A 23994-nucleotide genomic window follows, 5' to 3' on the forward strand; every position below is an offset into this window, starting at 1 on the left:
CTAGAAAGAGATATTCAAAACCGAAATTTCCGGCGGATCAAAAAGCCTGGCTCTCGGCCCAATCTCTCCAAGTCCTGGTGTGACAAACATATTTTTGCCCTTCCACTCCAGGAGCCCCCGGGCATAAGTCCGCGGCAAATCGGACGGCAATTCAACCACCGAACCGATATAAGGCAGCCTGATTTGACCGCCATGCGTATGCCCGGAAATCAGCAAATCAACTCGGAGCGGCGCCGGCAGATACCGCACCACGTCCGGATTATGGGCAAGTAAAATCACGCTTTGGCCCGGCCGCTGACCGACCAGTGCGCGGGTTAAATCCATGTTGCCAAACCAGTAATCATCCACTCCGGCGATGTAAAATTCCCGACCGCTGATCTTTATCGTTGAACCCTGATTGCGTAAAAATATAATATTTAATTTTTGCAATTTTTCAACAACCCCGTCAATGCCCCCGCCCTGATAATCATGGTTTCCGGTAACCGCGAACACGCCGAGCGGCGCCTGGAGCTCTCCAAGTTTGGCAAATTTATCAATCTGCCCATTGTCAAAAGAAATAAAATCGCCGACCAAAAAAATAATGTCCGGCCGCACGCGATTTACGCGACGCACGACATTGTCAATCAAATATTCATCATTATATGGACCGAGATGAAAGTCTCCCAGCACCACGGCCTTAATCATATTCTCCCCGCTTCCGCTGCTGATCGGATAATCATAGTTGCGCGTCACGATAAAACGCGGTTCAACGAAACTGCCATAAAAAACCGTGAGCCACGCAATTGCTAATGACAAAACAAAAAAATGAAATAACGCTCTTTTGTTTTTCTTTGCCCGATCGCGGAGCTCGAGAATACCGGCGCCCGAGGCGATCAAAAAAAAGAAAATTATTCCGTCAAATAGCAGATTTTCCCAACGCATAATTTATTTCCTGATCGCCTTACCGACAACTAGCGCCATTTCCGCGAGCCGGTGAGAATATCCCCATTCATTGTCATACCAGGCAATGATCTTTAAAAGATCTCCGTCAACAACTTCGGTCAGGCTTAAATCAACGATCGAAGAATGATCGTTACCAATAAAATCCGACGACACCAGCGGCTCGTCGGTCACGTCAATGATGCCGCGGTAGTGCGGAGCCCCGGCCATTTTTTTCAAATGACTATTCACCGCCTCGGCGGTTGCTTTTTTCTTCAAGACGAAAGTAAAATCCGCGAGTGAAACCACCGGAACCGGCACGCGAATGGACATGCCATCAAACTTGCCCGCGAGCGATTTTATAACCTTGCCGGTCGCGATCGCCGCGCCGGTTGTGGTCGGAATAATATTCTGCGGAGCGGTACGGGCGCGGCGCAAATCATTATGCGGACCGTCCACCAGCACCTGGTCCGAAGTCATTGCGTGGATGGTGGTCATATACGCCTTCTTGATGCCCCACTTCGCCTCAACAATCGCCGCAATTGGAGCGATGCAGTTTGTGGTGCATGAAGCATTATCAATTATATCTTCACCCTTATATTGATGCGCGTTCACTCCCTGCATGTATGTATTCACTCCCTCGCCCTTGGCCGGCGCCGAAATAATTACCTTCTTCGCACCCGCGCTAAGATGCATCGCCGCCTGCTCTTTTGAGCGAAAAAAACCGGTGCATTCAAGCACCACATCAACTCCAAGCTTCCCCCACGGTAATTTACTCGGGTCCTTTTCCATGAATGCCCATACCTTCTTGCCGTCAACCGCGAGCGAATCCTTAGTGCTTGAAATCCTATGCCCCCATTTTCGATAAACCGTGTCGTATTTAAGCAAATGCGCCAGAGTCGCGGTATCAGTAAGATCATTAATCGCCACGAACTCTATCCCCTTTTTGTCCCAGCCGGCCTTGAATGTTGTCCGGCCGATCCGACCGAAACCGTTTATTGCTACTTTTATCATAATATTTTAGTTATTATTAATAAATGAAAAATTATATAAAACGTTATCGAAAATATCTTGAGAATCTTCGTTCAAAACCCGACTAATTAAATCAACCGACCACAATTCGCCGTTCCTCAGGACAAATGCGCTCTGGATTACCGACCCGCCTTCCAAATCGGTTGAGGCTTGGATAATCACCGACGGCAAACCGCCGAGCGCCGCCGGATGGCGCGCGATGAGTGCATAGCTCGGATCGGATGATATATTCTGATTTAAATATTCGCTCACGTATTCATCGAGCCCTAAATCGGTCGTCACTTTACCCACCACGAGCCGCAAACCTCTCTCCCCCCGTTCCGGGGTCGTATTTGGATCCCAACTCGTGAATACCAAAAAATCCTCTTCTTGACCCTCAAACCATTTGGACGGATGCTTAAATGAAATACTCTGATTTTTATAGCTCACAAATTCAATCGGTTCGAGCTCTTCAGATGGTTCCGAAACCGGCGCCTCGACGGACAGGGGGGCCGGCAGCGTCTCCATGGCCGGCTCAAGGCGTGATTTTTGGAAAAAATAAAGACCCAGCGCCATGGCCAAAGCCAGGACGACGATGAATATCACTCCGGCTCGTTCCGATCCTTTCATAATGCATATATTTTATCATAAAACACCGCTATCGCATATACGCAATGGCGGTGTTTATTTATTTCGTATTTATCTATTATCTATATCGAAATCCGACAAAATCGACGAATTTCCACTTTCTCCCCAAGCGTCACGATCCGGTCATTGATCAAGTCCGCAATCGTCTTATCTTCGTCCTTTATAAATACCTGGTTCATAAGGCAAACCTCGCTGTAATACTTGGCAAGCTTGCCCTCCATAATTTTATCCATGATTGCTTCGGGTTTTCCTTCGGCCACGAGTTCTTCGCGGTACATCTCCTTCTGTTTTTCCAGAATCTCCGCGGGAATATTTTCGGGCTTGAGATACAGCGGCTCGGTTGCCGCAACCTGCATGGCAATGTCATGCGCCAGTTCTTTGAATATTTCGTTACGGGCAACGAAATCGGTTTCGCAAAGAATCTCAATCATGGCTCCGACCTTGCCGTTTGCATGTGTATAAGCGTGCACTATTCCTTCCTTCGTCACCCTTTCGGCGCTCTTTTTCGCCGCCTTGATCTGGCCTTTTTTCTTTAAAATTTTCACCGCTTCGTCGATATCGCCAGCGGCTTCATCCAGCGCCTTCTTGCAATCAAGCATGCCCGCGCCAGTAATTGTACGCAATTTTACCACTTCTTGTGTTTCCATATTTTTTATTTTTATTAGTGCTTATTTTTTACTCTCCGGAGCCGCACCCCGCTTTGCCTCTTCCCGCCCCTCTTTCACCGCCTCGGCAACATACCGGGTCATGAGCTCAATTGATTTAACCGCGTCATCATTTGCCGGTATGCAATAAGCAACGCCGGTTGGATCAATATTCGTGTCACAGAGCGCAACCAGTTTGACGCCGCGGTTATCGGATTCGGCGCGCGCGGTTTTTTCGTATTTCAGATCAACCACGAAAATCGCATCCGGAATTTTATTGAGTTCCTGGATACCGCCGATTCTCTGGCGCAATGTTTCAATCTCGCGCGCGAAAACCAATTGCTCCTTTTTTGTATATTTCTTAAGTTCGCCTTTTTCCTGGCGCTTCTGCAGATCACGGAACTTCCGGAGCAATATGAGAATCTCACTAAAATTCGTAAGCATTCCGCCGAGCCACCGCTCGGTAAGATACGGCGCCCCGCATTCAATGGCGTAGCGCTTCACGATATCCTTGGCCTGGCGCTTCGTGCCGAGAAATAGCACGACTCCGCCGCGCGCCACGGTTTGGCGCACGAAATCCAGAGCCTTCTCCAGGTATTTCTGCGTTTCCTCCAGATTGATGATGTGTACATTATTTCTCGCGCCGAAAATGTACGGTTCGGCTTTGGGATGCCATCGGCCGGTCTGGTGCCCAAAATGCACGCCGGCTTCAAGCATCTCCAATATTGTTGGTAGTTTTGGCATATTAAAAAAATATTCCTTTTTACCGCTGTCTCGGACTCGCTAAGGGGCCCCGTGGGGCAGGATCTTAACTTACTCGCCCAAAACATGAGAGATTAATTAATTTAATTGTGGCTGTATTATATATATAAGCCCCGACCCTGTCAAGAGAGGGGTTGATATGTTAAAATAGCTTGTAGGAAGTAGCTTGTAGCTTGTAGGACGCGACCTATTAAGATCCTACAAGCTACAAGCTACAAGCTAATATGCTCGTCACCCGCACAACCTATCTCATTACAATTGCCATCCTGATAGTACTGGAGGCCGTCTTCCAGCTATTGTGGCCCAGCCCGCTCTTCGGACTCCTGATATTTGCCGCCGGGCTCGGTCTGATCGGGCTGGTTATCGGCGCGCGCCTCCTTCCGAACTGGCGCCGCGCCGAACAGGTGCTTTGGGGCGCAATGTTTGTTTTTTCAATGATTGCGATCGCGGTCGCGATTTTTTATTATTTCTGGTCCATGAATCCCTTGGCCCTCTCCCTCGCCTGGCTTCCGCCCGCGGTTGCCGGATTCTTTTCTCTGCCAACGCCGATCATGATCAATGACGAAGAAAAGAAAAATTCTATTCTTGTAAAAATTCTTTTGGCCGCGCTTTTTATTATCATCACCGCCATCGTCCTCAAGACCGCCGACCTGCTCTGGGATTCCGGCACGCTGGAAGCAATCCGCTCGCCATGGACCGTTGTTCCGAAAAACTTTTTTATTCTTTTTTATCTCGCCACTGCCGCCGCTCTTATCTTTCTCGCGAAATCCAAATCAACAAAATTCGCCTGGCTTACTGCCGGCGCTCTGACGTTCCTGTTTCTGGGCATCAATCTTTTTATTTACAAAATCGGCTACGGCTTTGACCCGTTCATCCATCAGGCCACGGAAAAATACCTAGCCGAACACGGCACTATCACTCCAAAGCCGTTCTATTACATCGGCCAATATTCATGGGTTGTGTTTTTAAATTACTTTACCCATCTCGGCATCAATCTGCTCGATAAGCTTCTCCTGCCCATCCTCGCAGCCGCCGCGCTGCCGGCCGCGGTCTATACCGGCCTGCGTCGGGGATTCGGTCTCGCGGAAAGCAAAAGCCGGCTCGCCGCGCTCCTCATCCTTCTCATTCCCCTCTCCTCAATGATCGCGACCACGCCGCAGGGGCTCGCCAATCTTTTTACCCTGATAATCATTTTTCTTTCGCTCGCCCATCTCCGTTCCAAAACCCCGCCGCTCATACTTCTCGTTGTTCTTGCGGCCGCGACCGTGTTCATCCATCCGCTTTCCGGCATTCCGACCGCCATCTATCTCACCCTGATTGTAATAATTAAAATTAAAAAATCAAAAATCCGGATTCCGCTCGTTGCCGCGGCCGCGGGTTTAGGCGCCATTGCCCTACCCCTGCTTTTTATTTTGAATTCCCTGCTCTCCGGCACGGCGGTTGAAGCCACTACCGCGATCCTCCAAAGTCCGGCCGTACTCTTTAGTAATCTCCAATTGCCGGCGTTTTATACCGCGAGCCACTTTTCAAGTATTTTGGATTTTATCTACATCTACGGATACAATCTCGCCTGGATTATTCCGCTCCTTGCCATACTTGCCATTATTTTTATCGCCCGCAAAAAAATTCCGTACTGGTGGCTCGCGCTCGTGATGTTTGCCATACTGCTGGTCAACTATTTTTTCTTACAAAATGCGGTTGAATTTTCTTTTCTTATTTCCTACGAGCGCGGCGCCTATGCCGAGCGCGTGCTTGCGCTCGCGCAATTTTTTCTATATCCGTTTTTCATTCTCGGCGTAATCGCCTGGGTTGGCCGGGCCTGGCGCGGACCGTGGGCCGTACGCGCGGTTATTATTCTCTTTCTCGCCGCCTGCCTTAGCGCCTCCCTCTATCTCTCCTACCCGCGGCAAGACGCCCTGGAAATCTCAAAGGGCATTAATGTTTCAAAAAGCGATTTGGCCGCCGTGCAATGGGTTGAACGCGACGCACCGAATGATGAGTTCATCGCGCTCGCGAATCAAACTGTGGCCGCCGCCGCTTTGCATGAATTTGGATTTAAAAAATATTTTGGCGACAAATTCTACTATCCCATCCCGACCGGCGGCGAACTCTACCAGTATTATCTCAAAATGTCATATGAATCACCCTCGGCCGTAACCATGCGCCAGGCAATGGACTTGGTCGGAGTAAATTACGGATATTTTATCATCAACGATTATTGGTGGAATTCGGAAAAAATAATTGAAGATGCTAAACTCCAGGCCGGCTCGTGGCAGGAGATTGACGAAGGGAAAATTTATATTTTCAAATATAAAAAATAAAAAAGTACGAGTCGTCTATATGCAACCCGTACTTTTTTTATTTTACCAACTCCAGCAATTTGCTGATATAATTTTCCAGTCCATATTCCGCCACCGTCTTCCGACAGGCCTCGCTCATGCCCGCAAGCCGCGCCGGATCCGCTATGAACGGCTTAATTTTCGCAAGCAGCTCGTCTTTCGCCCCCGGCGTAAAAGTCCACCCGTTCTCCCCTTGGCGCACGAGCTCCCCGGCTCCGCCAATGCGCGATACAAGCACCGGCACTCCGGCAGCCAGGCTCTCGGAGATTACGGCCGGCGAATTCTCGTAGCAAAATGACGGCACGATGGCGAGATCCGCCCCGGAAAAAAGTCGTCCAATCTCTTCACGCGGCCGCGGACCTAAAATATTTATTCGCGCATCGCCCGCGGCGATTTTTTTTATTTCTCCAAGATCCGAACCACCACCCGCAACCGCAAGATGCCAATCGCCGGGCAGATCCTTAAGGGTTTCAACCAGCCACCGCGCGCCCTTGTGTTTCTCAATCTGGCCGAGATACAGCAGATTAAGCCCGGGGTGCAATATTTTTTCCGCCATCCCTGCCAGGGGCGCGGGATTCGGCAAAACCTCAACGCGCGAGTCTTTAAAAAATCCCTTATTTTTATAAAATTCCGCGAGCCAGCGCGACGGCGAAACAATGAGCCGCGGCGAACCAAAAAGCCGGCGCGAGTACGCTTCCCAGATCTTCCGCACGAACGAACGCTCCGCCTTTGCTTCTTCCCCCCAGAGCATGAGTCCGTTCGGCGCAGAAAGCTGAATGTCGTGTGCCACGTGCACCCAGCGCTCGCTCTCTGCCTTGAGCGCCAAAACTCCGAGCATGCCCAGGCCCCTAAGATTATGGCTTACGATAAGATCCGGCACTTCTTCCCTAATCGCGCGCCGCATCATGCCCAAACCCGCAAGGCTCATGGCGTCCAGCGCGTGCCAGATCGCGCGCGCCGCAAAACCGTGCTCTCCGATATTTTTATACCAAAAAATATTAAGCGGAAAAAAGCGGCAAATTTTAATGCCATCCGCCTTGTCGCAGGCAAAACCGCGCGGACCGCTCGAGAGCACCGCCACCTCGTGCCCGGCATCGCGAAACCCGCGCGCCTGGAGTTCAGCCACCCGCTCGGCTCCGCCCCGCGCCTCGGGCGGATACAAATTTGAGACAATCAGAATCTTCATAATTTAAAATATTGCCCACGCATCTTCCCGACGATTACCGGCCAGGTAAATTCCGCCTCAATCCTCTCGCGCGCCCGCTCCCCCATTTCTTTTACACTCTCCGGATCCGCGGCCATATCGTTAATCGCCTTGGCAAGGCCGTTAACATCCTTCGGCGCCACCAGCGCGCCGGTTCTGCCGTCCTGCACCACATAGCGCACGCCCGGAAGACTGCTCGCGATCACCGGTTTTCCGCAGGCGCCGGCTTCGAGCGCCACGAGCCCGTAGGCTTCGGATTTATCAACCGAAGGAAATGTGAGCGCGTCGGCCAAATTATAATATTGCGGCAATTCGCGGTCATCCACTCCCCCGGCAAAAAATACGCGCTCCCCCAGGCCGGCGGAGGCGACGATCTGCTCAAACTCCGGCCGGCGGTCGCCGTCTCCCACGACAAGCAATTTAATCTTTTTATCTTTGACTGTCTTTACTGCCTCAATCAATTTATCCAGTCCCTTGAAATAATGCGCGCGGTCCAATCCGCCGACAAAGAGCAGGACAAAATCGCTGGCTAGAATATTATATTTTACGGCGAGCGTCTCCAGCCGGTGGCCGGGCGAAAAAAATTTCTCGTCCACCCCGAGATTTGAAACCACGAATTTTTCCGGATCCTGAGCCACGAATTTCGCCAGATCCCCGGCCTGGGCGTAATCAAGCGTGGATACAAAAACCTTATCCGCGGCCGCGAGAATCCGCCGCAAAAATAACCGCCGGTATAATCTGAAAAACAACCCTATTGCTCCCCTTCCTACCGTATCCATATGATACGTAACAACCAGTTTGTTCTTTTGTTCTTTTGTTCTTTTGTTCTTTTTCCAAAAAAGAGCCGCTTCCGCTCCGCCAAAAAACGGATAGTGCAAATGAACGACATCAAATCCGTCCAGCATGTCCGCAAGATGCGGCACCCAGGCGGCATTGCCGTAGCGGATGACCGGCTTAAGATAAATTACGTTAAAATCAAACTTCAGCCGCTCGGCTCCCCGGGGCGTCGGGCAAAACACCGTCACCTCGTCGCCGAGACGCGCGAGCTCGCGCGCGTGCGCGTATGCCACGTTGCCCATACCGCCGCGATAAGGAGGAAATGTCGATGTGATTATCGCTATCCTCATAAATTAATCAGCTTCGATGCCTTGTTTGGTTTAGTCAAAAGTTAAAAGTCAAAAGTCCAAAGTCAAGTCTAAAATTTTTTAGTCCAATCTCTCCAGCTGAATGTATCTATAACTTTTTGACTTTTAACTCAACTTTTAACTTTAGACTTTAGACTTTTAACTACAAAACAAACCTACCAAAATATAATTAGTCGTGCAATTAAAAAATAAAGATTAAACAACGGATTAGCGATTTTAAGCGCCCAATTATTAATTTCCTGATACTCAATCTTCCCTGTGAAATGACGAAGCACTTCTTTATCCCCGATACTTCTCGCGCGCGCGATTCTCGCGTGCTTGACGAAGAGATACGGCCAGTGCCACGGCGCGATCATCCAAAGATATGCCTTAAGCTTCTCGCGCCACCAGCCGGACTTGATGGAAAAAATAAACTGCCCGAGCTCCATCGCGAGAAAGGCCGGCAGAAACACGAGCTGGGTCAGAAATTTATAATCGCAAAAATATAAAATAAAACGATTTCGCTCCATCCAGTAATATTTTGAAATACTCCGGCTGAATTCATATTCGTGATACACAACCGACCGCGGCGCGAGCACGTTCACGAACCCGCCAAGCCGGAGCCGCCAGCCCAGATCCAGGTCTTCGTGATACGCAAAAAGTTTTTCATCAAAAAGCCCGGCATCGCGCAAGGCGCCGATCTTGTATAAAACCCCGGCTCCGGAGCCGTAAGCAATTTCCGGAAGCCCGATAAAATCGCGTTCGCTCCGCGCCGCGCGCGAACCGCCGCAAAATCCGAATCCCAGATAATGAATCATGTTGCCCGACGAATTAATGAGTCCGCGCTCGGGCCAGAGCGCGAGCAGAGACTGCACCGAACCGATTTTCTGATTTGATTCCGCCGCATCGACGGCATGGCGCAAAAAATCCGGCTCAACCCGCGTATCGTAATTTATTAAATAAACATAATCAAAACCCTGCACCTGCCTGCCGGTAGGCAGGGCCATTGCATACTCAATCGCGCGGTTGTTTCCGCCGGCAAAGCCGAGATTCGTGTTCATGGGCATAAAGTGAATCTTCGGCAGCCCCTGGGGCGGCGACTGCATTATCTCCAGAATGCGCTCGCGCGACCCGTCGGTTGACGCATTGTCAACAATAACAAGCTCAACCGCCTCCCGCGGATAATCCAAGAGCGCGAGCGATTCAATCCAGGCATCTAAAAAACGCCGCGCCTTCCAGAGCACGGCGATAATTGCCACTCGTTTTACATCCTGATTATTCATGCTTTTTTGCATCTTCACTCTTCTCTCCCACCGCGATTTCGCGGGTAATTTTTGTGATATTTTTTTCGATTGACTGAATTTTAATGAATATTCTGAACGCGAGATAAAATAACAGCACGATTGAAAGATATGTCGCAAGATCCGCGCCGCGCTCGACTCCGAACCAGGCCGCCGCCACGTCGGTTTTCTTTGGGATTACCGCCGCCGCGCTGACCGCAATCCAAAACAAAAGCCAAACCGCGAGCCATCCGGCGGTAATGTCTTTTGATCGGTACTTGCGGAACGCTCTCCAGGCCGCAATCGCCGCAAATAATATAATAACCGCTTGAATTATCACAAAAATTTATTTAATAAATAATCCCAGACTATTTTTAACGAGCCGAGCGATCTCTGTCCTTTCGCCAGGCTTTCCGGCGTGTATTTAACCGTTACCGGCACTTCGACATATCTTAATTTGTTCCTTCCGATTTCGTCAAGAATTTCCGAAGCGTGAGCCATTCTGTCCTGGGTAATTTTAATCTTCTCGGCCGCCTCACGGCTCAATGCGCGGAATCCGTTATGCGTGTCTGTGACCCTAAGCCCGGAAGTCAAACGGGTAAAAATTATACCACCCATAAGCACGAGCTGGCGCAAAGCCGGCACATTGGATTTTTTTCCCAAAAACCGCGAGCCCAGCGCCACATCCGCCCCGCCAAGAATAATCGGCTTCACCATCTCGTCAATCTCTTCGGCCAGATGCTGGCCGTCAGCATCATAATGCACGATAATATCCGCGCCCAGGCTCCGGAGAGTGAATTCGGTACCCGTGGCAAGAGCCGCCCCCTGTCCACGGTTAATCACGTGACGCAGTACCACCGCTCCGGCCGTTCTTGCGACTTCAGCCGTCGCGTCGGTTGAACCGTCATCAACAACTACGGCGGCATCAATATGCGGCTTTATATCTTCTATGACTTTCGTGATAGAAGCCTCCTCGTTGTAAGCTGGTATTACTGCTACTATTTTCATAAAACTACTTTCGCATCAATATTATCGTCATTCCCGCGAAGGCGGGAATCCAGAAACAGTATACCTTGCGGATTCGATTTATAAACTGTCACACAAATCACTCCAAAGCGGATTGCAGTCTTCAATGAATTTAATCTTTTAGACCCTTTCCACTTATTGGAGGATGCAAATATAGAACTGCCGATAATCGGACATAGCATAAATAAGTAGCCCCGAGATTAATTGGTTGTGGATTCCCGCCTTCGCGGGAATGACAGTTCTAAATCCCAACCAACCCCTTCTGCACCCTTGAAAAATCAATCGTCTTTTGAAGGCCCTCCTCAAGCCGCACGAGCGGAATCCAGTCTAGCCTCTCTTTGGCTTTGGTGATATCCGGAAGCCCAAGTTCGGTCATGAAAAGAAGCGGGGGTTCATGTTTGATTTCCGAGGATGAATTCACCATGGCGATTATTTTCTTTGCCACGTCGGCGAGCAGGAAATCCTGGTCCGATCCGAGATTCACGGGCCCGATATCCGCCGGCGCCTGCATCAGGCGCTTCAGCCCGTCAACAATATCCGAGACAAAACACAGGCTTGTTTTAAAACTTTCATCGCCGTAAATAACCAGTTCTTTGCCGTCAAGCGCGTCGGTGATAAAATCCGGTATCATCTGGCCGTCAAAAAGTTTCATGCGCGGCCCGTAGGTGCGGAAGATACGCGCAATTTTCGCGTCGATCCCAAAAACTTGACTATAAGTCGCGACCATTGCTTCAGCGAAGCGCTTTCCCTCATCATAACAGGCGCGAGGCGAAATGGTTGAAACCCCGCCGATTTCATCTTCCCGAAAAGAAAGATGCTCTTCTTTGCGCCCTCCATAAATTACCGAACTGGATGTAAAGAGAAATTTTGCTTTGTACTTCACCGCGATATCCAGGGCGTGCCTTGTTCCGACCGAGTTGGAAAGCGCGGTCTGCAGCTTAAATTCATCAAATCGTTTCGCCGATGTCGGACAGGCCAGATGATAAACTTCCTGAATTCCCTGAAAACGCAATTTGAACCTCTCAAGCTCGGGAAATGATTCCAGATCAAACGGTTCGTTGGTATCCAGCCGCAGAAATTCAAAATCCGGATTCTGCATCAACCGGTCAATGTTTGATTCCGAGCTCGTCACAAAATTATCAATACAAATAACCTTGGCTTCATCCAAAAGCGACTCGCAGAGGTGTGAACCGATAAATCCGGCCCCGCCGGTGACAAGCACATTTTTCTTCTCAAATATGGGCGAAATTGGCATAATTTTTGTATTTATTTTATCAAGTTTATATGTATATTTTAGACGAAATCACGCTTTTTGGCAAGGAGCGAGAATAATAATAAAACGAGCCGATTAAAGCCCGCTTTGTTCCATTGTTCTATTGTTTTATTGTTCTCTTAAAAATGAATATTTTCTGAAAAAAGAAATTAATAAAATAGAGAATGGCATACACCACAAATTTTGCCGCCACGTCCCAGATTCCGAGGTAATGCACCGTGACAAACAGCAGGCCTTCGCCGATCAAAAAAACCACAAGCGCGTTAATCCAATAAACCGCATACTGCCTGACCACGCGCTTATCCGTATCGCCGAAAGTATAAGTCTTGTTAAACCAATAACCCACGATCGCGCCGAGCGTCATGCTCACAAAATTCGCCAAAAGATAATGTATGCCGAAAATTTTTGTGAGCAATAGATACGTCCCAAAATCAACGCCGGTCGCCCCGGTCCCCACGATCGTGAACCGCCACAGCTGTTTGATGGTTTGAAAAAGATTTGATTTTTGAGATATATTTTTGAGATTTGAGATTTGAGATTTGAGATTATCTTCCATACTCTTGAAATTTTATCTAATATTAGTTAATATATGCCCACAAGCACATATATTATCTCCTATGACCGACACCATTGTCAAAGTAAAGAAAGCCCTGCTCGTGCTCGGCGACCTCGCGGCCGCCTATTCTTCGCTTTATCTTACCCTGCTTTTACGCTACCGCGACGGCCTGAATCTTGAAGCCTGGCAGAGCCATCTCGTCCCGTTCACCGCAATTTACCTTGCCTGGATTGTGGTATTTTTTATAAGCGACCTTTATAACCTGAACACCGCGCGAAACACCGTGGATTTCCGCCGACGCTTCTTCCAGGCTCTGGCAATCAACGCCCTGATCGCGGTCGCCTTCTTCTACCTCAATCCCGCCGTCGCTATTGCGCCAAAAACCAACCTTATTATCAACATCGCAGTTTTTGCGATTCTCGCCTACTTTTGGCGCGCGATTTTCAACCTCGCGGCTTCACATTCAATTTTCGCGAACCGCGTGCTCTTTATTGGTTCACAGAAAAAATTTCAAGACATCATGCCCGACCTCGCACGAGGCGCCTATCACGACTGGAAGGTCGTTGCCGTTGTCGACCCGCAGGAGATTAAAGAATACCGCCGCGACAACGTCAGTTTTTATAAAAACACCACCCCGCTTTCCGAAATCATTAACCAGGAAAAAATCAGCACCATCGTGCTCGGCCTCTCCCCGGAAGAGCACCCGCGTCTCGGAAGAGAACTCTACGACTGTATCTTTGCCCATTCAATCGCAGTCGTGAATTTGCCGAAATTTTATGAAATCGTCACCCAGCGCCTGCCGGCCGATTTGCTTTCAGAATACTGGTTTTTGGAAAATATCAAAGAAATGGACAAAAAATTCCACGACTCGGCAAAGGCCATCGCCGATATCGCCCTCTCAATCGCCTTTGGCGCATTTTTCCTCGCCACCCTACCGATTATCGCGGCCGCGACACTGATCGACAGCGGCTGGCCAATTTTTTACACCCAGAACCGCGTCGGCCGCCGAGGCAAAATTTTCAAAATCATCAAATACCGCACCATGTACCGCGATGCCGAGCTCCAGGGCGCGCTCTGGGCTAAGCGCAACGATGCACGCATTACCCGCGTCGGCCGCTTGCTCCGCAAAACCCGGCTGGACGAACTGCCGCAGATTATCAATGTCCTCAAGACCGACATGAGCTTCATTGGCCCGCGGCCGGAACGCCCGGAATTTGTAGCTGATTTGGAACGCATGATGCCGTTCTACGCTCTCCGCCACTTAACCCGGCCCGGACTCACCGGTTGGGCGCAAATCAATTATGAATACGCCGCGAGCTACGAGGAAAATTTGAAAAAACTACAATACGATTTATACTATATCAAGAACCGGTCACTCCTCTTGGACTTTAAAATACTTTTAAAGACCGCCGGGATTGTAATAAGCAGGAAGGGGCAATAAAAAAATAACAAAAAATAGGTGTTTGCAGACACCTATTTTTTTACACTATTTATTTTCCAATCCCCACCGTTCAAACAAATCTTTCATCCCGTCGATGAACTTTACCTGCGGCTCCCAGCCAAGAAGTTCTTTGGCGCGCCGGATGTCCGCCCGCGTATGCTTGGCCTCAATGCGCGGCGGCAAAAATACTTTTTCCCCGCCGAACATGGCCGCGATTTCATTGACCGAATGGTTATCTTCGGCACCGATATTTATCACTTCGCCTTTCCCCACCTTCATGGATTCAAGCGCTAGAATATTGGCGTTAACCACATCGTTTATATGCGTAAAATCGCGCGTCTGCTCACCGTCGCCGATTATGGTCAAGGGTTTACCGGCGTCATAGAGCTGCTTAAAAATACTCATTACCGTCACATAGGCCCCCTTATCCGCCATGCCCTGGCCATAGACATTAAAATAACGTAAAGAAACCGTAGGTAGTTTGTAGATATTGGCAAAAATTTTCGCGTACAGCTCACCAATGTATTTCTGAAGGCCATATGGATGCATCGGTTGAGCCGGCAGTCCTTCGTGGAGCGGCAATGTCTCCTGCTCGCCATAAGCCGATGACGAGGCGGAATAAACTAACTTCTTGACACCCGCATCACGGGCCGCGATTAACACGTTCAATGTTCCACCAACATTTGCTTCGTGCGTCTCCTGCGGCTTCTCGATTGAAAGCGGCACCCTCGGAAGAGCCGCGACGTGAAAAACCCCCTCAACGCCAGTAAAGTGCGGCTTTATCTCATCAAGTTTAGTTATATCGGCAAACACAAATTCCGCATCCGGATGCAAATTTTCTTTTTTACCGGTAGACAAATTATCAATAATCTTCACGGCGTAGCCGCGGCTGATTAATTCTTTTACCAAATTATGGCCGATAAATCCCGCGCCGCCAGTGACTAAAACTTTTTTATAATTCATATTACCGATCTTTATTTATTTAAATTATTGTAGCATAGACTGAATCTTTTGACAAGGGCGGCTAATTCGGATAAAATATTGAATATTCATAAAGACCCATGGAAATCAAATTAATAAAAATCGCTGAAAAATTTTTCAAAACCGACATTAATTATTTAATTAAGGGCGGCTTTTGGCTTACTTCCGGGCAAATCCTTACTTCGCTGTCATCTCTAATTTTAGCAATCGCTTTTGCCAATTTGCTGGAAAGAGAATCTTATGGCACCTATAGATATATTCTTTCCGCAATCGGCATCATTTCGCTCTTTACTCTTCCGGGAATAAATACCTCTTTGATAAGATCGATAGCGAATAATTTTTCCGGATCCTACCTGAAGGCAATTAAGACAAAGTTTAAATTTTCACTGATTGCCACTATAGCTTGCTTAATAGTCGGAATATATTATTTTTATTGCCAAAATAATGAAATTGCCTTTTGTTTCTTTATTATTGCATCCATTATCCCTTTCAATAAATCATCCGAACTCTATTTGTCTGTACTGAACGGCCAGAAAAGATTTAAACTCTATACTATTCTATATGCGAGTTCAAATATTATTGCAACGTTGTCAATAATCTTAACTTTATTTTTCACGGATAGTTTAGCGCTAATTTTAACGTCGTATTTCTTATCTTATACGATCCTGCAATTAATATTTTCTTTGTACGTAAAAAAATACCTAAACAACAATGAGGCTGATAATACCGTTGAATATGGCATTCATTTGAGCATAATGGATGTAATCAAAACGATCGCCGGACATCTCGACAGGATACTCATATTCAACGCAATGGGACCGTTAGAGGTGGCTATTTACTCTTTTGCCGTTGTCCCGCATAGCCAGGCAAAAAGTTTCCTCGAAAATATTAAAGTCCTCGCTTTCCCCAAACTTAGCGCGTCCAACGAGGAGGATATAAGAAAATTTTTACCAAAAAAAATTCTAAAAATGGAGCTCATAATCGCAATCTTGGTAATCATCTACATCTTCGCCGCTCCGACCCTATTCCAAATATTTCTCCCGAAATACATGGATTCGGTCCTCTATTCCCAAGTGTACTTTATCTCGTTGATATTTTTCCCAAGAACAATTTTATCTACCGCAATGACCGCAAAAATAAAAAAGAAAGAACTTTATTCCATAAGAATCCTCAGTCCAATACTAAGAATTATACTGATGGTCGTCGGATTAAAATTCTTTCAACTTTGGGGCGTACTCGTCGCGGGTATGGCGGCAAATGCGCTCATGATGTTAATCTACGGCTATTACTTTAAAAAAGCATTCAAGCAAATCACTTATCAATCATCTCTCTAGAAAAAAGACTGTTGCGGGGATATATCAGCAAGATCTGAAATAGCAAATATACTATCGAAAAAATGATATATAGACCATACATCCATACTCCATATCTAATATCGTACAAGCAAACCAATAATATCAATAAATACCATATCCATACGAAGTCGTAGATCATACTTACCGAATAGTTAAGAAATTTCATAAAAACCTTTTTACCCGTAAAGAGGTTTTTATTATAATCCCTGAGGACATCCTGATGATTTTCAAGAGTAACTTTATATTTGATATGATGCCTCAACTTACCTAGCATTTTATAGTTAGTGAGCAATATGGAAAAAACAATGCTCGAAATTAATATCAGCATGTTCTGCGTAAGAACATAAAGAAAAACGCCCGTAGAAAAAGTCAAGGCAAACGGATAATAGAAATGAAATAATATCTCGTAATATATTCCCCTCTGAGTATAATGCTCACGATATCGGGCAATACCACCGTCTACCTTATCCAACATTGATGATATTCTCATCAAAATAAGCTGGATAAAATATATCCAGAAAGGATCTACGGCAAATAACAGTAAATTAATAAAAAGGGAGATAATCAATAACGCCACATTCAAAACGGACACGAAGTTGGGCGAAATTTTTGGAAAAATATTTAACAAAATAAATGTTATATACAAGGCCAGATAGCGTTCTGCGCGGTATATAATACCGCTCTTTTTTATTTTTTCCTGCTTGCCCAAGAAACATTTATCCCTCAGCTCAGAAAATGTCATATAAATTTAAATAATTTAATTAGTTTATCCGTCTGCTGTGATAAGGAAAAATTATCACGGACATGGGAAAATGCCGCCATCCCCATTTTATTTCTAGTTTCACTATCCAGCATTTTCTTTATAGCATTACTGATTTGATCTTCATTGCCACGCTCAATAATAAACCCATTCACATTATCAAGCACTATCTTATTTATTCCCCCTACGGCAGTTGAAATAACCGGCAATCCACATGACATGGCCTCCAGTACGGCATTTGGACAACCCTCATTTTTAGAGTATAAAATAAAAATATCGGCCAATAGATACTGTTCTTTTAATTCCTCTCTATCCAATAAACCGGTAAAAATAACTTTTTCTGCCAGCCCTAAATCAAGCGCAATTTTTTCGAAATGCTGCCGCAATTGACCCTCGCCGACGAGAACAAGTCTGGCGATAGGCAGACCCCGATCCACCATTTTTTTAAAAAAATAAATTAATTGTTCCTGGCCCTTGTTCTCATTTTTCATCGAGCCCACATTCAATAACGTTACCCGGTCAATTTTTTTACCTTTTCTTAATTCCCCCAATGCTCCTTCGGATATTTCAATTTCGACTCCATTATTAATAACAATCATCCGGTTTCGATAGAATGGCTGATACTTGACTAGGCTGTTCATTACTTCTTCTGAAACGGCGATTATCCTATAGCAACAAAAATTTAAAAAAACATCGATTATCCTTAAAAACAAACTCTTTCGATCCGCCATCCCCGATTCTCGAATTAAAACCCTCAGCCTCGGATTAAAAATTTTCAAAAGTCTAGCAACGACGTTCGCCACATCTAGGGTAGAATAAACAAATTTTATATTGTTAGTTTTCACAAAAAGCAGGGTTCGATAAAATGATCTAACGTCAAATAAATACTTAAAATTAAAACTCACTACTTCATTTTTTATTCGTAATTTGGAAACGAAGGTCTGTTCGGCGCGAAAAATCGTAGCAAAAAAAATATTAAATCCCTGCGCCGATAAATAGTTAGCCTGTTTTATAAAATAAGTTTCGGCGCCGCCGACACCCAATCCGTTTATCAAAAGTAATATATTTTTAGTTGCAGATTCTTTCATATCAGTTACACCGCACCACGGCCCATATTTCCCCCCAATTTATTTTGTAATCCGATATAGACATTCCGGCTGAATTCAGCTCTTCGGAAAAGTCATTAAAAGTATATTCAATAAAATGATTCCGATCCAATCGATATTCAAGTCCAAGCTCTTTTTTATACGGCACTAACCAATCCCGATTAATCATCGGCACGCGTATTAAAGCGATATCGCAAATATTTTTTATTTGCTTTAAAAGAGAAGTCCTATCATCTATATGCTCCAGTACATTAGATACTACGACGCGATCAAATTTTTCATTAAAACTATACTGTGTCGCATCGGCGACAATATATTCAACGTTTGGCAACGCGCAGTGCGATTTTGCATACTCAATACTGGTTTTATTCATATCAATCCCCACGACTCTTTTGGCCTTTTTGGCAATCTCGCGGGTCAAAATACCATTACCGCAGCCAATATCAAGGACGGTGTGCGATGGCTCGATATTATTTAGAAAAAAATCGTGATATTCAGTGAGGCGATGCTTTGGATGTATCCCCCCCTCTCGCAATGAAGCGACCGTGACAATTTTATGCAATGCCCAATCGTGCAAATAAAATAATCGCCTCAGGATCCAGAGGGATAAATTTTTATTTTTAAACGCTCTTTTTAATAAATCCTTTAGCATATTCTTTTAATGTGGAACTAATAATACTTTTTTTCTTTGAAAAAATCAGCATCTTTTCAAACAAATCATAAAAATGTTCCAATTCCTGTTCATTTTTCACATAAGGGCTTCCGCCGATCATCAGCTCGCTTGAATGCACCATAAAAACAGCTACGGGAAAATTTTGTCTGAGTAAAGCTTCGAGCACAGACCTTATTTCATCAAAACTTGAGTTTGAGAATATCCTCAACCACCGCTGTTTAAAAAATAATTTATTTAATACTTTTTTCAATAACGAATCCGGCAATAAAGCAAATGACCTAGAAATATATGAGGCCTCTCCAACGAAAGGTGAGGTAAACGCAACTGTCATCGGCACCTCCAATACCCCGTCCACTACCGAGGGCATCAGCGACGAACCGCGAAAATCCGGTCCCCGTCTATCGTGGCCGCCGGAAGAATTATTCTTCCATGATATCTTTGGGGTTACCGAGCTGTCGGCGATATAGCCCAATTTATTCAAAAATCGCATTATCCGAATATCATAACCCCAGCGTCCGGCTCGATGAGTCTTTGGACTTATGCCAAAATTTTCCGCAATCGCCTTTGTTAAAGATGATAATTTTTTGTACAGCTCTTCGTCTTCAAGCTCATTAGGAAAACGATGCTTCAGCATTTCCCATTCCCTGTCCTTCACACAAGGCGGTGTTGTCCAAGGATGCAAATGAGCCCCAACTTCCGCTGACCCGGAATCCTGAAAAGGCTTAAGAATATTTACCGATTCTCTATCTACCGCAACCTCATAAGTTATAAAATATGTCGGTTTAAAGCGATATTTTTGGCAAAGCTCCTGGAAGCGAGGCAGAAATTTAATATTTTCAAGTGTAATTTCCTCAGATCTTTTCCACTGGTTGTCCGCCTCAACATCAACGGTTATTATTAATTTCATACATTTTTAAAACCCCTGATTCGCATCCAATATTTGATAACGCTTGAATACACCTTGTAATAATAGTAACATTGTTTTCTTTCACCGCCAAATGCTTCCTTGAATTCAGCGATTGACCTGAGCCCCCTCTGATTTGAATCCGGACTTATGCCGCCTAAGTCAAAAATTTCATGATCCGTTAATTTCGCGTATCGAATTGCCTCCCAAACGATCATCCGATTTGCCTGCCCCACAATCTCGCACTGCTGGCTATCGGAAAAACGCAGTGAGGAAAGAGCCCAAGCACGAATATTCCTAGTATCGCTGATAAAAATACCGCCGGCGATCATTTCGTTTTTATAATAAGCGGAAAAAAGTAAGCCGTTTTCTAGATAATGGTTGACTCTTTCGATGGGCAAACCTTTTTCTGAGCGAAAAATACTATAAATTCTTCTAAATTCCTTATGATTTAGGTCATTTTTTACGATAATCCCATTTCTTTCCCCTCTTTGAATCTGTTTACAGATATAATTTTTCCTCATCTTGCTCCAAATCGTTTCAATGCTCTGTCTTAAATCAATTACCGTGGTTAAACCCGCTCGTTTATGAAAATCTGGCTTATCAATATTGTGATAGGAAAAAAAATTGATCATTCCAACGCCTGGAATGTCTTGCGGATCCTCAAACCATCGCCAGCACTTTTTTAAAAAATTAGTGTCAAATAAACCATAGCAAATCCGGCTAGAAATTACCGGCTTATGCGCCTTTATTAATATAAGATGTGAAAAACCTCTGATTATCGGCAAGTGTTCAGCGAGGCGAAAAAGCGTTGGATAAATTTTTTTTAAAAAACCCATCCTCTGTTCAAACGGAAGCGCTATGTCAATGAAACTAACATTGTCGATAAAAAAATTTTTGTTAAATAAATTTATTATATCTTTCGCGGAAAAATAATAATAATAAATACCCGAAGGATGAACTCCCTCTTTTGGTAATTTCTTTAATCTCCTCCTTAAATCAAGATGATACGCCGATAAAATCAACGGCTTGCCCGGCGCAAGGGTGAAATTAATGTTTTGGAGAAACTGATTACGATACGCATCGGATGGCAAATGCTCTAAGACTTGGGCAGAGAAAGCAATATCAAAAAAACCTTTTGCTGTTTTAAACGACGTTACGTCAGCCCAGACCAAACCAACATTATTGGATTTTAATTTGCACGAAAGTATCTCCAGCGAATTAAACGAGATATCCACCCCCAATAAACAACTATAATCAACAAATTCCTCTGTAAAACGACCTGTTCCGCAGCCATACTCAATTATTTTTTTTCCCGATACGTCGCCGACTTGCGCAAGCGTTGAGGGAATTTCCCTATCATGCCTCGCAGACAATCTAGCGTCATAACCGCCAGCTTGCGCATCTCTAACGGCTATCTCAGAACCTATTTTTTCATCATTGACCGTCTGCTCCGGCAATATAAACAAAATCCCATTTTTAATTTGATATGCTTTCCCACAACGAACGCATTTTAGAAAACCATTAAATATTGCCTCGTCATTGCCGCTTTCCATGCCACCAATTTCAAGACGAGCGTTATCAGATTGACAGACCAGGCAAGCAATAAGTTTTTTCGAAAATCCTATCCTCATATTTATCCTAAAATCTTCATTAAATCATTATAAAACCGATCGGGGTTATACTGATTCTTTATCAATTCAAAGCCGGCATTTCCCATTTTTATTAAGTTGTGCTGATCCGAAATAGTCAGGCGAATCTTATCTATTAAATCGACCAAATTTTTACTTTCAAAGATGTAACCATTCACGCCATTCTCAATATATTCCTTCGTTCCATTTTCGCTCGAACTAATAACCGCCAGTTTGCAACTCATTGCTTCAACTATCGAAAAAGCCGCGGCTTCACCATAGCTCGGTAAAATGAATACATCATTTACTTTATATTCTTCATAAACATCCTTCCAATTAATATCAAATTTCACCTTCACAATTTCCGATAAATTATTAACTTTAATGTACTCTAATAATTCATTTGTATATTCATTCTCATCCCTTTCGCCGACTAATGTAAGATTAATATTAAAATTATCTTTTAATTTTTCAACGGCCTTAACTAATAAAATCTGATTCTTGCGCTCTTGGAATTTACCTACGCAGATAATATTAACCCATCCGCCAATAAAATACTCCTTGTTGAAGTCAAGCGCTTCATGAACAAATGGAATATAAAAAAGATTCTTATTCTTACTTGCATAAGCGTCGTTACCCCTCAATGGAGTAATTACCGACGCCTTCCACAAAAAACCAACCAGCCAAATCGAGAAACTCTTGATTTTTTTTCTAAATTTTTCAATTTGAATTAAAAAAATAATTTTTTTAACACCCAGGAACCGACTTAGAAGCGCGCCAAGGATTGAATAAAGACTATCAATATTTTTTATCAGCACAACGTTCGGCCGATATTCCTTTATCAAATGATATAGTGAAAATATGGGTGGATAGCTATATCGTATCTCGAACCGATTCTTAATTGTGCGTCCACCCCGCTTATTGAATATTCTATTAAATAGCTTAAAAATATTCGAATATCCAACAACTCGCGGTTCTAGAATATCATAGCATTCTGATTTTCCGCGATACATAACAAACATGGCCACTTCGTGTCCAAATGACTGAAGGGCCTCAATCATGTAGAAAAAATTTGTATGATATCGCGGGGTAAGAAATAAAAATTTCATTGATTTCAAATTTTTAAAATTTTATAATCCTTATTACTGAAAACTTCCTCCAGTCCGTCTGCTGAATTCGAACTATAGTATAAATCCATATATTTACCGCGCGGCAAAAGAATATATGAACAATCAAGCCTAACGGCAAAATTTACAATCTCTTTGAAGTCAGCCGCTTTTTCAACGATCTGATTATATGCCTGTCTCTCCTCATACCATCTTTTAGCATTTTCGAAATTTGAAGTAACCCAAATAGAACCTTCTTTTTCAGTCAGATTAGTATTCTGCCTACTTAATACTTTGAATTTAAATTCATTTTGAAAGTCATCAAAAACAAAAATCCGGTTCTCACTAACGGAAAGCGCGCTTTTTGCCCAAATTGCCGCCTCATAAAGATTGTTAAAGTTATTTGTATTCGATTCATCCACCACGGGGGCTAAATTATATTTTATTCTTATGCCTTCGGGCACCAATGCCCTTACTACCGGCCTAATAACGGGCGCAAAAAAATAAATTGGCGTAACCACAACGATCAAAGATAATGCTACGGACAGCCATTTTTTATTCATCCTAGAATAAAGCAAATAAACAACTAGAGCGAACTGCATGATTAGAATGAAGCCCAACACCCTCATTAGCCGAATGTGCTCCACGAAAAATGGCAGCTCTCCATTTTTCATTAAAAAATAATTAGTAACATCAACACCGATAACGAATAAAATGGTTATAATCATCAGTATGGTGCTGATTTTATGAACTGCCCGTTTCTCCGAATCTAATGAGGACCCGTAGATACGCATGATAAAAAACGATAAAAAAAACATTAAGATCATTGTAAAACTATCCCACATCGAACGTTTAATTCTGGCCAAGTCGACTGTCGCGAGAAAACCGTTCGCTTCAAACCTATATTGAACAATTTCAGAATGCAAAGCAACGTCCTCGGCGCTCAAATACTCCTCGGCCGGAATCATGCCGGTACTCGAATTAGTAAAATGGTTTATCAAAAATGGCAAAGCTACTATAAAATAAATGACAGCAAAAATAATTATCGGCTTGAAATATGCCCTATGTTGCTTCGCATAAAAAATCAAAGCGCCCAAGATAAATAAACCGATAACTACGCTTCCGACGGGCGGATATAAGTAAAGCAAAATGCCGGCAGATATTGCCAATAAAATATTATATTTATTATTTTTTAAACCATAAATTATCCAATAGTAGCTAAGCAAAAAATAAAAAGGAAAGGCGAATGTAT

At 44.6% G+C, this 23994-nt stretch carries 22 protein-coding genes; 3 read left to right on the forward strand and 19 right to left on the reverse strand.

All coding sequences use genetic code 11. From position 1 onward, the window contains the following. The 5 genes from PHW53_00095 to rpsB all read right to left on the reverse strand — a co-directional run bounded on the left by PHW53_00095 (position 1) and on the right by rpsB (position 3965). Positions 1 to 921 (reverse strand): metallophosphoesterase, encoded by a 921-nt coding sequence (locus PHW53_00095; protein ID MDD4994866.1) that lies wholly within the window; start codon positions 919 to 921, stop codon positions 1 to 3. A 3-nt stretch (positions 922 to 924) separates the two neighbouring features. Next, positions 925 to 1935, reverse strand: a complete 1011-nt coding sequence (gap, locus tag PHW53_00100; protein MDD4994867.1) for a type I glyceraldehyde-3-phosphate dehydrogenase — start codon at positions 1933 to 1935, stop codon at positions 925 to 927. A gap of 3 nt (positions 1936 to 1938) precedes the next feature. Continuing rightward, positions 1939 to 2559 (reverse strand): PsbP-related protein, encoded by a 621-nt coding sequence (locus PHW53_00105; protein MDD4994868.1) that lies wholly within the window; start codon positions 2557 to 2559, stop codon positions 1939 to 1941. A gap of 80 nt (positions 2560 to 2639) precedes the next feature. Further along, positions 2640 to 3224: a translation elongation factor Ts gene (locus tag PHW53_00110; protein MDD4994869.1), complete on the reverse strand. Its 585-nt coding sequence runs from the start codon at positions 3222 to 3224 to the stop codon at positions 2640 to 2642. Between the two features lie 21 nt (positions 3225 to 3245). After that, positions 3246 to 3965 (reverse strand): 30S ribosomal protein S2, encoded by a 720-nt coding sequence (gene rpsB, locus PHW53_00115; protein ID MDD4994870.1) that lies wholly within the window; start codon positions 3963 to 3965, stop codon positions 3246 to 3248. A 242-nt stretch (positions 3966 to 4207) separates the two neighbouring features. Between rpsB and PHW53_00120 the strand changes: the two genes are divergently transcribed. Continuing rightward, on the forward strand, positions 4208 to 6304 hold the full coding sequence (locus tag PHW53_00120) for a hypothetical protein (protein ID MDD4994871.1): 2097 nt from the start codon (positions 4208 to 4210) through the stop codon (positions 6302 to 6304). A 37-nt stretch (positions 6305 to 6341) separates the two neighbouring features. Here the strand turns inward: PHW53_00120 and PHW53_00125 are convergent, their stop codons facing one another. From PHW53_00125 to PHW53_00155, 7 genes are all read right to left on the reverse strand, one after another. Then, complete coding sequence (locus PHW53_00125; protein MDD4994872.1) at positions 6342 to 7508, reverse strand: glycosyltransferase family 4 protein; 1167 nt, start codon at positions 7506 to 7508, stop codon at positions 6342 to 6344. After that, positions 7505 to 8653 carry a glycosyltransferase family 4 protein gene (locus PHW53_00130; GenBank protein MDD4994873.1) on the reverse strand — a complete coding sequence of 383 codons (1149 nt, stop codon included), beginning with the start codon at positions 8651 to 8653 and terminating at the stop codon, positions 7505 to 7507. Before PHW53_00130 ends, PHW53_00125 begins: the two co-directional genes overlap by 4 nt. A 173-nt stretch (positions 8654 to 8826) precedes the next feature. Beyond that, positions 8827 to 9933 (reverse strand): glycosyltransferase family 2 protein, encoded by a 1107-nt coding sequence (locus PHW53_00135; protein MDD4994874.1) that lies wholly within the window; start codon positions 9931 to 9933, stop codon positions 8827 to 8829. Continuing rightward, positions 9926 to 10270 (reverse strand): DUF2304 domain-containing protein, encoded by a 345-nt coding sequence (locus PHW53_00140; protein ID MDD4994875.1) that lies wholly within the window; start codon positions 10268 to 10270, stop codon positions 9926 to 9928. Before PHW53_00140 ends, PHW53_00135 begins: the two co-directional genes overlap by 8 nt. After that, a complete protein-coding gene (locus PHW53_00145) occupies positions 10267 to 10938 on the reverse strand; it encodes a glycosyltransferase family 2 protein (GenBank protein ID MDD4994876.1) in 672 nt (223 codons plus the stop codon). The genes PHW53_00140 and PHW53_00145 overlap by 4 nt, the downstream gene beginning before the upstream one ends. Before the next feature lie 259 nt (positions 10939 to 11197). Next, the gene (locus PHW53_00150) at positions 11198 to 12211 is read right to left on the reverse strand and encodes a GDP-mannose 4,6-dehydratase (protein MDD4994877.1); all 1014 of its coding nucleotides are present in this window, start codon (positions 12209 to 12211) and stop codon (positions 11198 to 11200) included. Positions 12212 to 12329: 118 nt separating this feature from the next. Beyond that, on the reverse strand, positions 12330 to 12785 hold the full coding sequence (locus PHW53_00155; protein ID MDD4994878.1) for a GtrA family protein: 456 nt from the start codon (positions 12783 to 12785) through the stop codon (positions 12330 to 12332). 61 nt (positions 12786 to 12846) lie between these two features. Between PHW53_00155 and PHW53_00160 the strand changes: the two genes are divergently transcribed. Beyond that, positions 12847 to 14226, forward strand: a complete 1380-nt coding sequence (locus PHW53_00160) for a sugar transferase (protein ID MDD4994879.1) — start codon at positions 12847 to 12849, stop codon at positions 14224 to 14226. 45 nt (positions 14227 to 14271) lie between these two features. On the opposite strand, the gene PHW53_00165 is transcribed toward PHW53_00160, so the two are convergent. Beyond that, positions 14272 to 15189: an NAD-dependent epimerase/dehydratase family protein gene (locus tag PHW53_00165; GenBank protein ID MDD4994880.1), complete on the reverse strand. Its 918-nt coding sequence runs from the start codon at positions 15187 to 15189 to the stop codon at positions 14272 to 14274. A gap of 98 nt (positions 15190 to 15287) precedes the next feature. Here PHW53_00165 and PHW53_00170 point away from each other — a divergent pair, with 98 nt between their 5' ends. After that, positions 15288 to 16541, forward strand: a complete 1254-nt coding sequence (locus PHW53_00170; protein ID MDD4994881.1) for an oligosaccharide flippase family protein — start codon at positions 15288 to 15290, stop codon at positions 16539 to 16541. 759 nt (positions 16542 to 17300) lie between these two features. On the opposite strand, the gene PHW53_00175 is transcribed toward PHW53_00170, so the two are convergent. From PHW53_00175 to PHW53_00200, 6 genes are all read right to left on the reverse strand, one after another. Beyond that, a complete protein-coding gene (locus tag PHW53_00175; GenBank protein ID MDD4994882.1) occupies positions 17301 to 18410 on the reverse strand; it encodes a glycosyltransferase family 4 protein in 1110 nt (369 codons plus the stop codon). 1 nt (position 18411) lies between these two features. Beyond that, the gene (locus PHW53_00180; GenBank protein MDD4994883.1) at positions 18412 to 19080 is read right to left on the reverse strand and encodes a class I SAM-dependent methyltransferase; all 669 of its coding nucleotides are present in this window, start codon (positions 19078 to 19080) and stop codon (positions 18412 to 18414) included. Then, the gene (locus PHW53_00185; GenBank protein ID MDD4994884.1) at positions 19049 to 20008 is read right to left on the reverse strand and encodes a hypothetical protein; all 960 of its coding nucleotides are present in this window, start codon (positions 20006 to 20008) and stop codon (positions 19049 to 19051) included. Before PHW53_00185 ends, PHW53_00180 begins: the two co-directional genes overlap by 32 nt. After that, positions 20005 to 21639 (reverse strand): class I SAM-dependent methyltransferase, encoded by a 1635-nt coding sequence (locus PHW53_00190; protein MDD4994885.1) that lies wholly within the window; start codon positions 21637 to 21639, stop codon positions 20005 to 20007. Before PHW53_00190 ends, PHW53_00185 begins: the two co-directional genes overlap by 4 nt. Positions 21640 to 21641: 2 nt before the next feature. Then, positions 21642 to 22481, reverse strand: coding sequence for a glycosyltransferase (locus PHW53_00195; GenBank protein ID MDD4994886.1), 840 nt, complete (start codon positions 22479 to 22481; stop codon positions 21642 to 21644). Between the two features lie 269 nt (positions 22482 to 22750). Then, complete coding sequence (locus PHW53_00200; GenBank protein MDD4994887.1) at positions 22751 to 23689, reverse strand: hypothetical protein; 939 nt, start codon at positions 23687 to 23689, stop codon at positions 22751 to 22753. Between the last annotated feature and the right edge of the window lie 305 nt (positions 23690 to 23994).

It is taken from the genome of Patescibacteria group bacterium, from assembly GCA_028710985.1.
GTDB lineage: Bacteria > Patescibacteriota > Patescibacteriia > JAHJFT01 > JAHJFT01 > JAQTTB01.

What these genes read in the sequence shown, in the direction of transcription:
- PHW53_00095 (MDD4994866.1), bottom strand. Translation starts at nt 921, where the DNA reads ATGCGTTGGGAAAATCTGCTATTTGACGGAATAATTTTCTTTTTTTTG.
- PHW53_00105 (MDD4994868.1), bottom strand. Translation starts at nt 2,559, where the DNA reads ATGAAAGGATCGGAACGAGCCGGAGTGATATTCATCGTCGTCCTGGCT.
- PHW53_00110 (MDD4994869.1), bottom strand. Translation starts at nt 3,224, where the DNA reads ATGGAAACACAAGAAGTGGTAAAATTGCGTACAATTACTGGCGCGGGC.
- rpsB (MDD4994870.1), bottom strand. Translation starts at nt 3,965, where the DNA reads ATGCCAAAACTACCAACAATATTGGAGATGCTTGAAGCCGGCGTGCAT.
- PHW53_00120 (MDD4994871.1), top strand. Translation starts at nt 4,208, where the DNA reads ATGCTCGTCACCCGCACAACCTATCTCATTACAATTGCCATCCTGATA.
- PHW53_00125 (MDD4994872.1), bottom strand. Translation starts at nt 7,508, where the DNA reads ATGAAGATTCTGATTGTCTCAAATTTGTATCCGCCCGAGGCGCGGGGC.
- PHW53_00130 (MDD4994873.1), bottom strand. Translation starts at nt 8,653, where the DNA reads ATGAGGATAGCGATAATCACATCGACATTTCCTCCTTATCGCGGCGGT.
- PHW53_00135 (MDD4994874.1), bottom strand. Translation starts at nt 9,933, where the DNA reads ATGAATAATCAGGATGTAAAACGAGTGGCAATTATCGCCGTGCTCTGG.
- PHW53_00145 (MDD4994876.1), bottom strand. Translation starts at nt 10,938, where the DNA reads ATGAAAATAGTAGCAGTAATACCAGCTTACAACGAGGAGGCTTCTATC.
- PHW53_00150 (MDD4994877.1), bottom strand. Translation starts at nt 12,211, where the DNA reads ATGCCAATTTCGCCCATATTTGAGAAGAAAAATGTGCTTGTCACCGGC.
- PHW53_00155 (MDD4994878.1), bottom strand. Translation starts at nt 12,785, where the DNA reads ATGGAAGATAATCTCAAATCTCAAATCTCAAATCTCAAAAATATATCT.
- PHW53_00160 (MDD4994879.1), top strand. Translation starts at nt 12,847, where the DNA reads ATGACCGACACCATTGTCAAAGTAAAGAAAGCCCTGCTCGTGCTCGGC.
- PHW53_00165 (MDD4994880.1), bottom strand. Translation starts at nt 15,189, where the DNA reads ATGAATTATAAAAAAGTTTTAGTCACTGGCGGCGCGGGATTTATCGGC.
- PHW53_00170 (MDD4994881.1), top strand. Translation starts at nt 15,288, where the DNA reads ATGGAAATCAAATTAATAAAAATCGCTGAAAAATTTTTCAAAACCGAC.
- PHW53_00175 (MDD4994882.1), bottom strand. Translation starts at nt 18,410, where the DNA reads ATGAAAGAATCTGCAACTAAAAATATATTACTTTTGATAAACGGATTG.
- PHW53_00180 (MDD4994883.1), bottom strand. Translation starts at nt 19,080, where the DNA reads ATGCTAAAGGATTTATTAAAAAGAGCGTTTAAAAATAAAAATTTATCC.
- PHW53_00185 (MDD4994884.1), bottom strand. Translation starts at nt 20,008, where the DNA reads ATGAAATTAATAATAACCGTTGATGTTGAGGCGGACAACCAGTGGAAA.
- PHW53_00190 (MDD4994885.1), bottom strand. Translation starts at nt 21,639, where the DNA reads ATGAGGATAGGATTTTCGAAAAAACTTATTGCTTGCCTGGTCTGTCAA.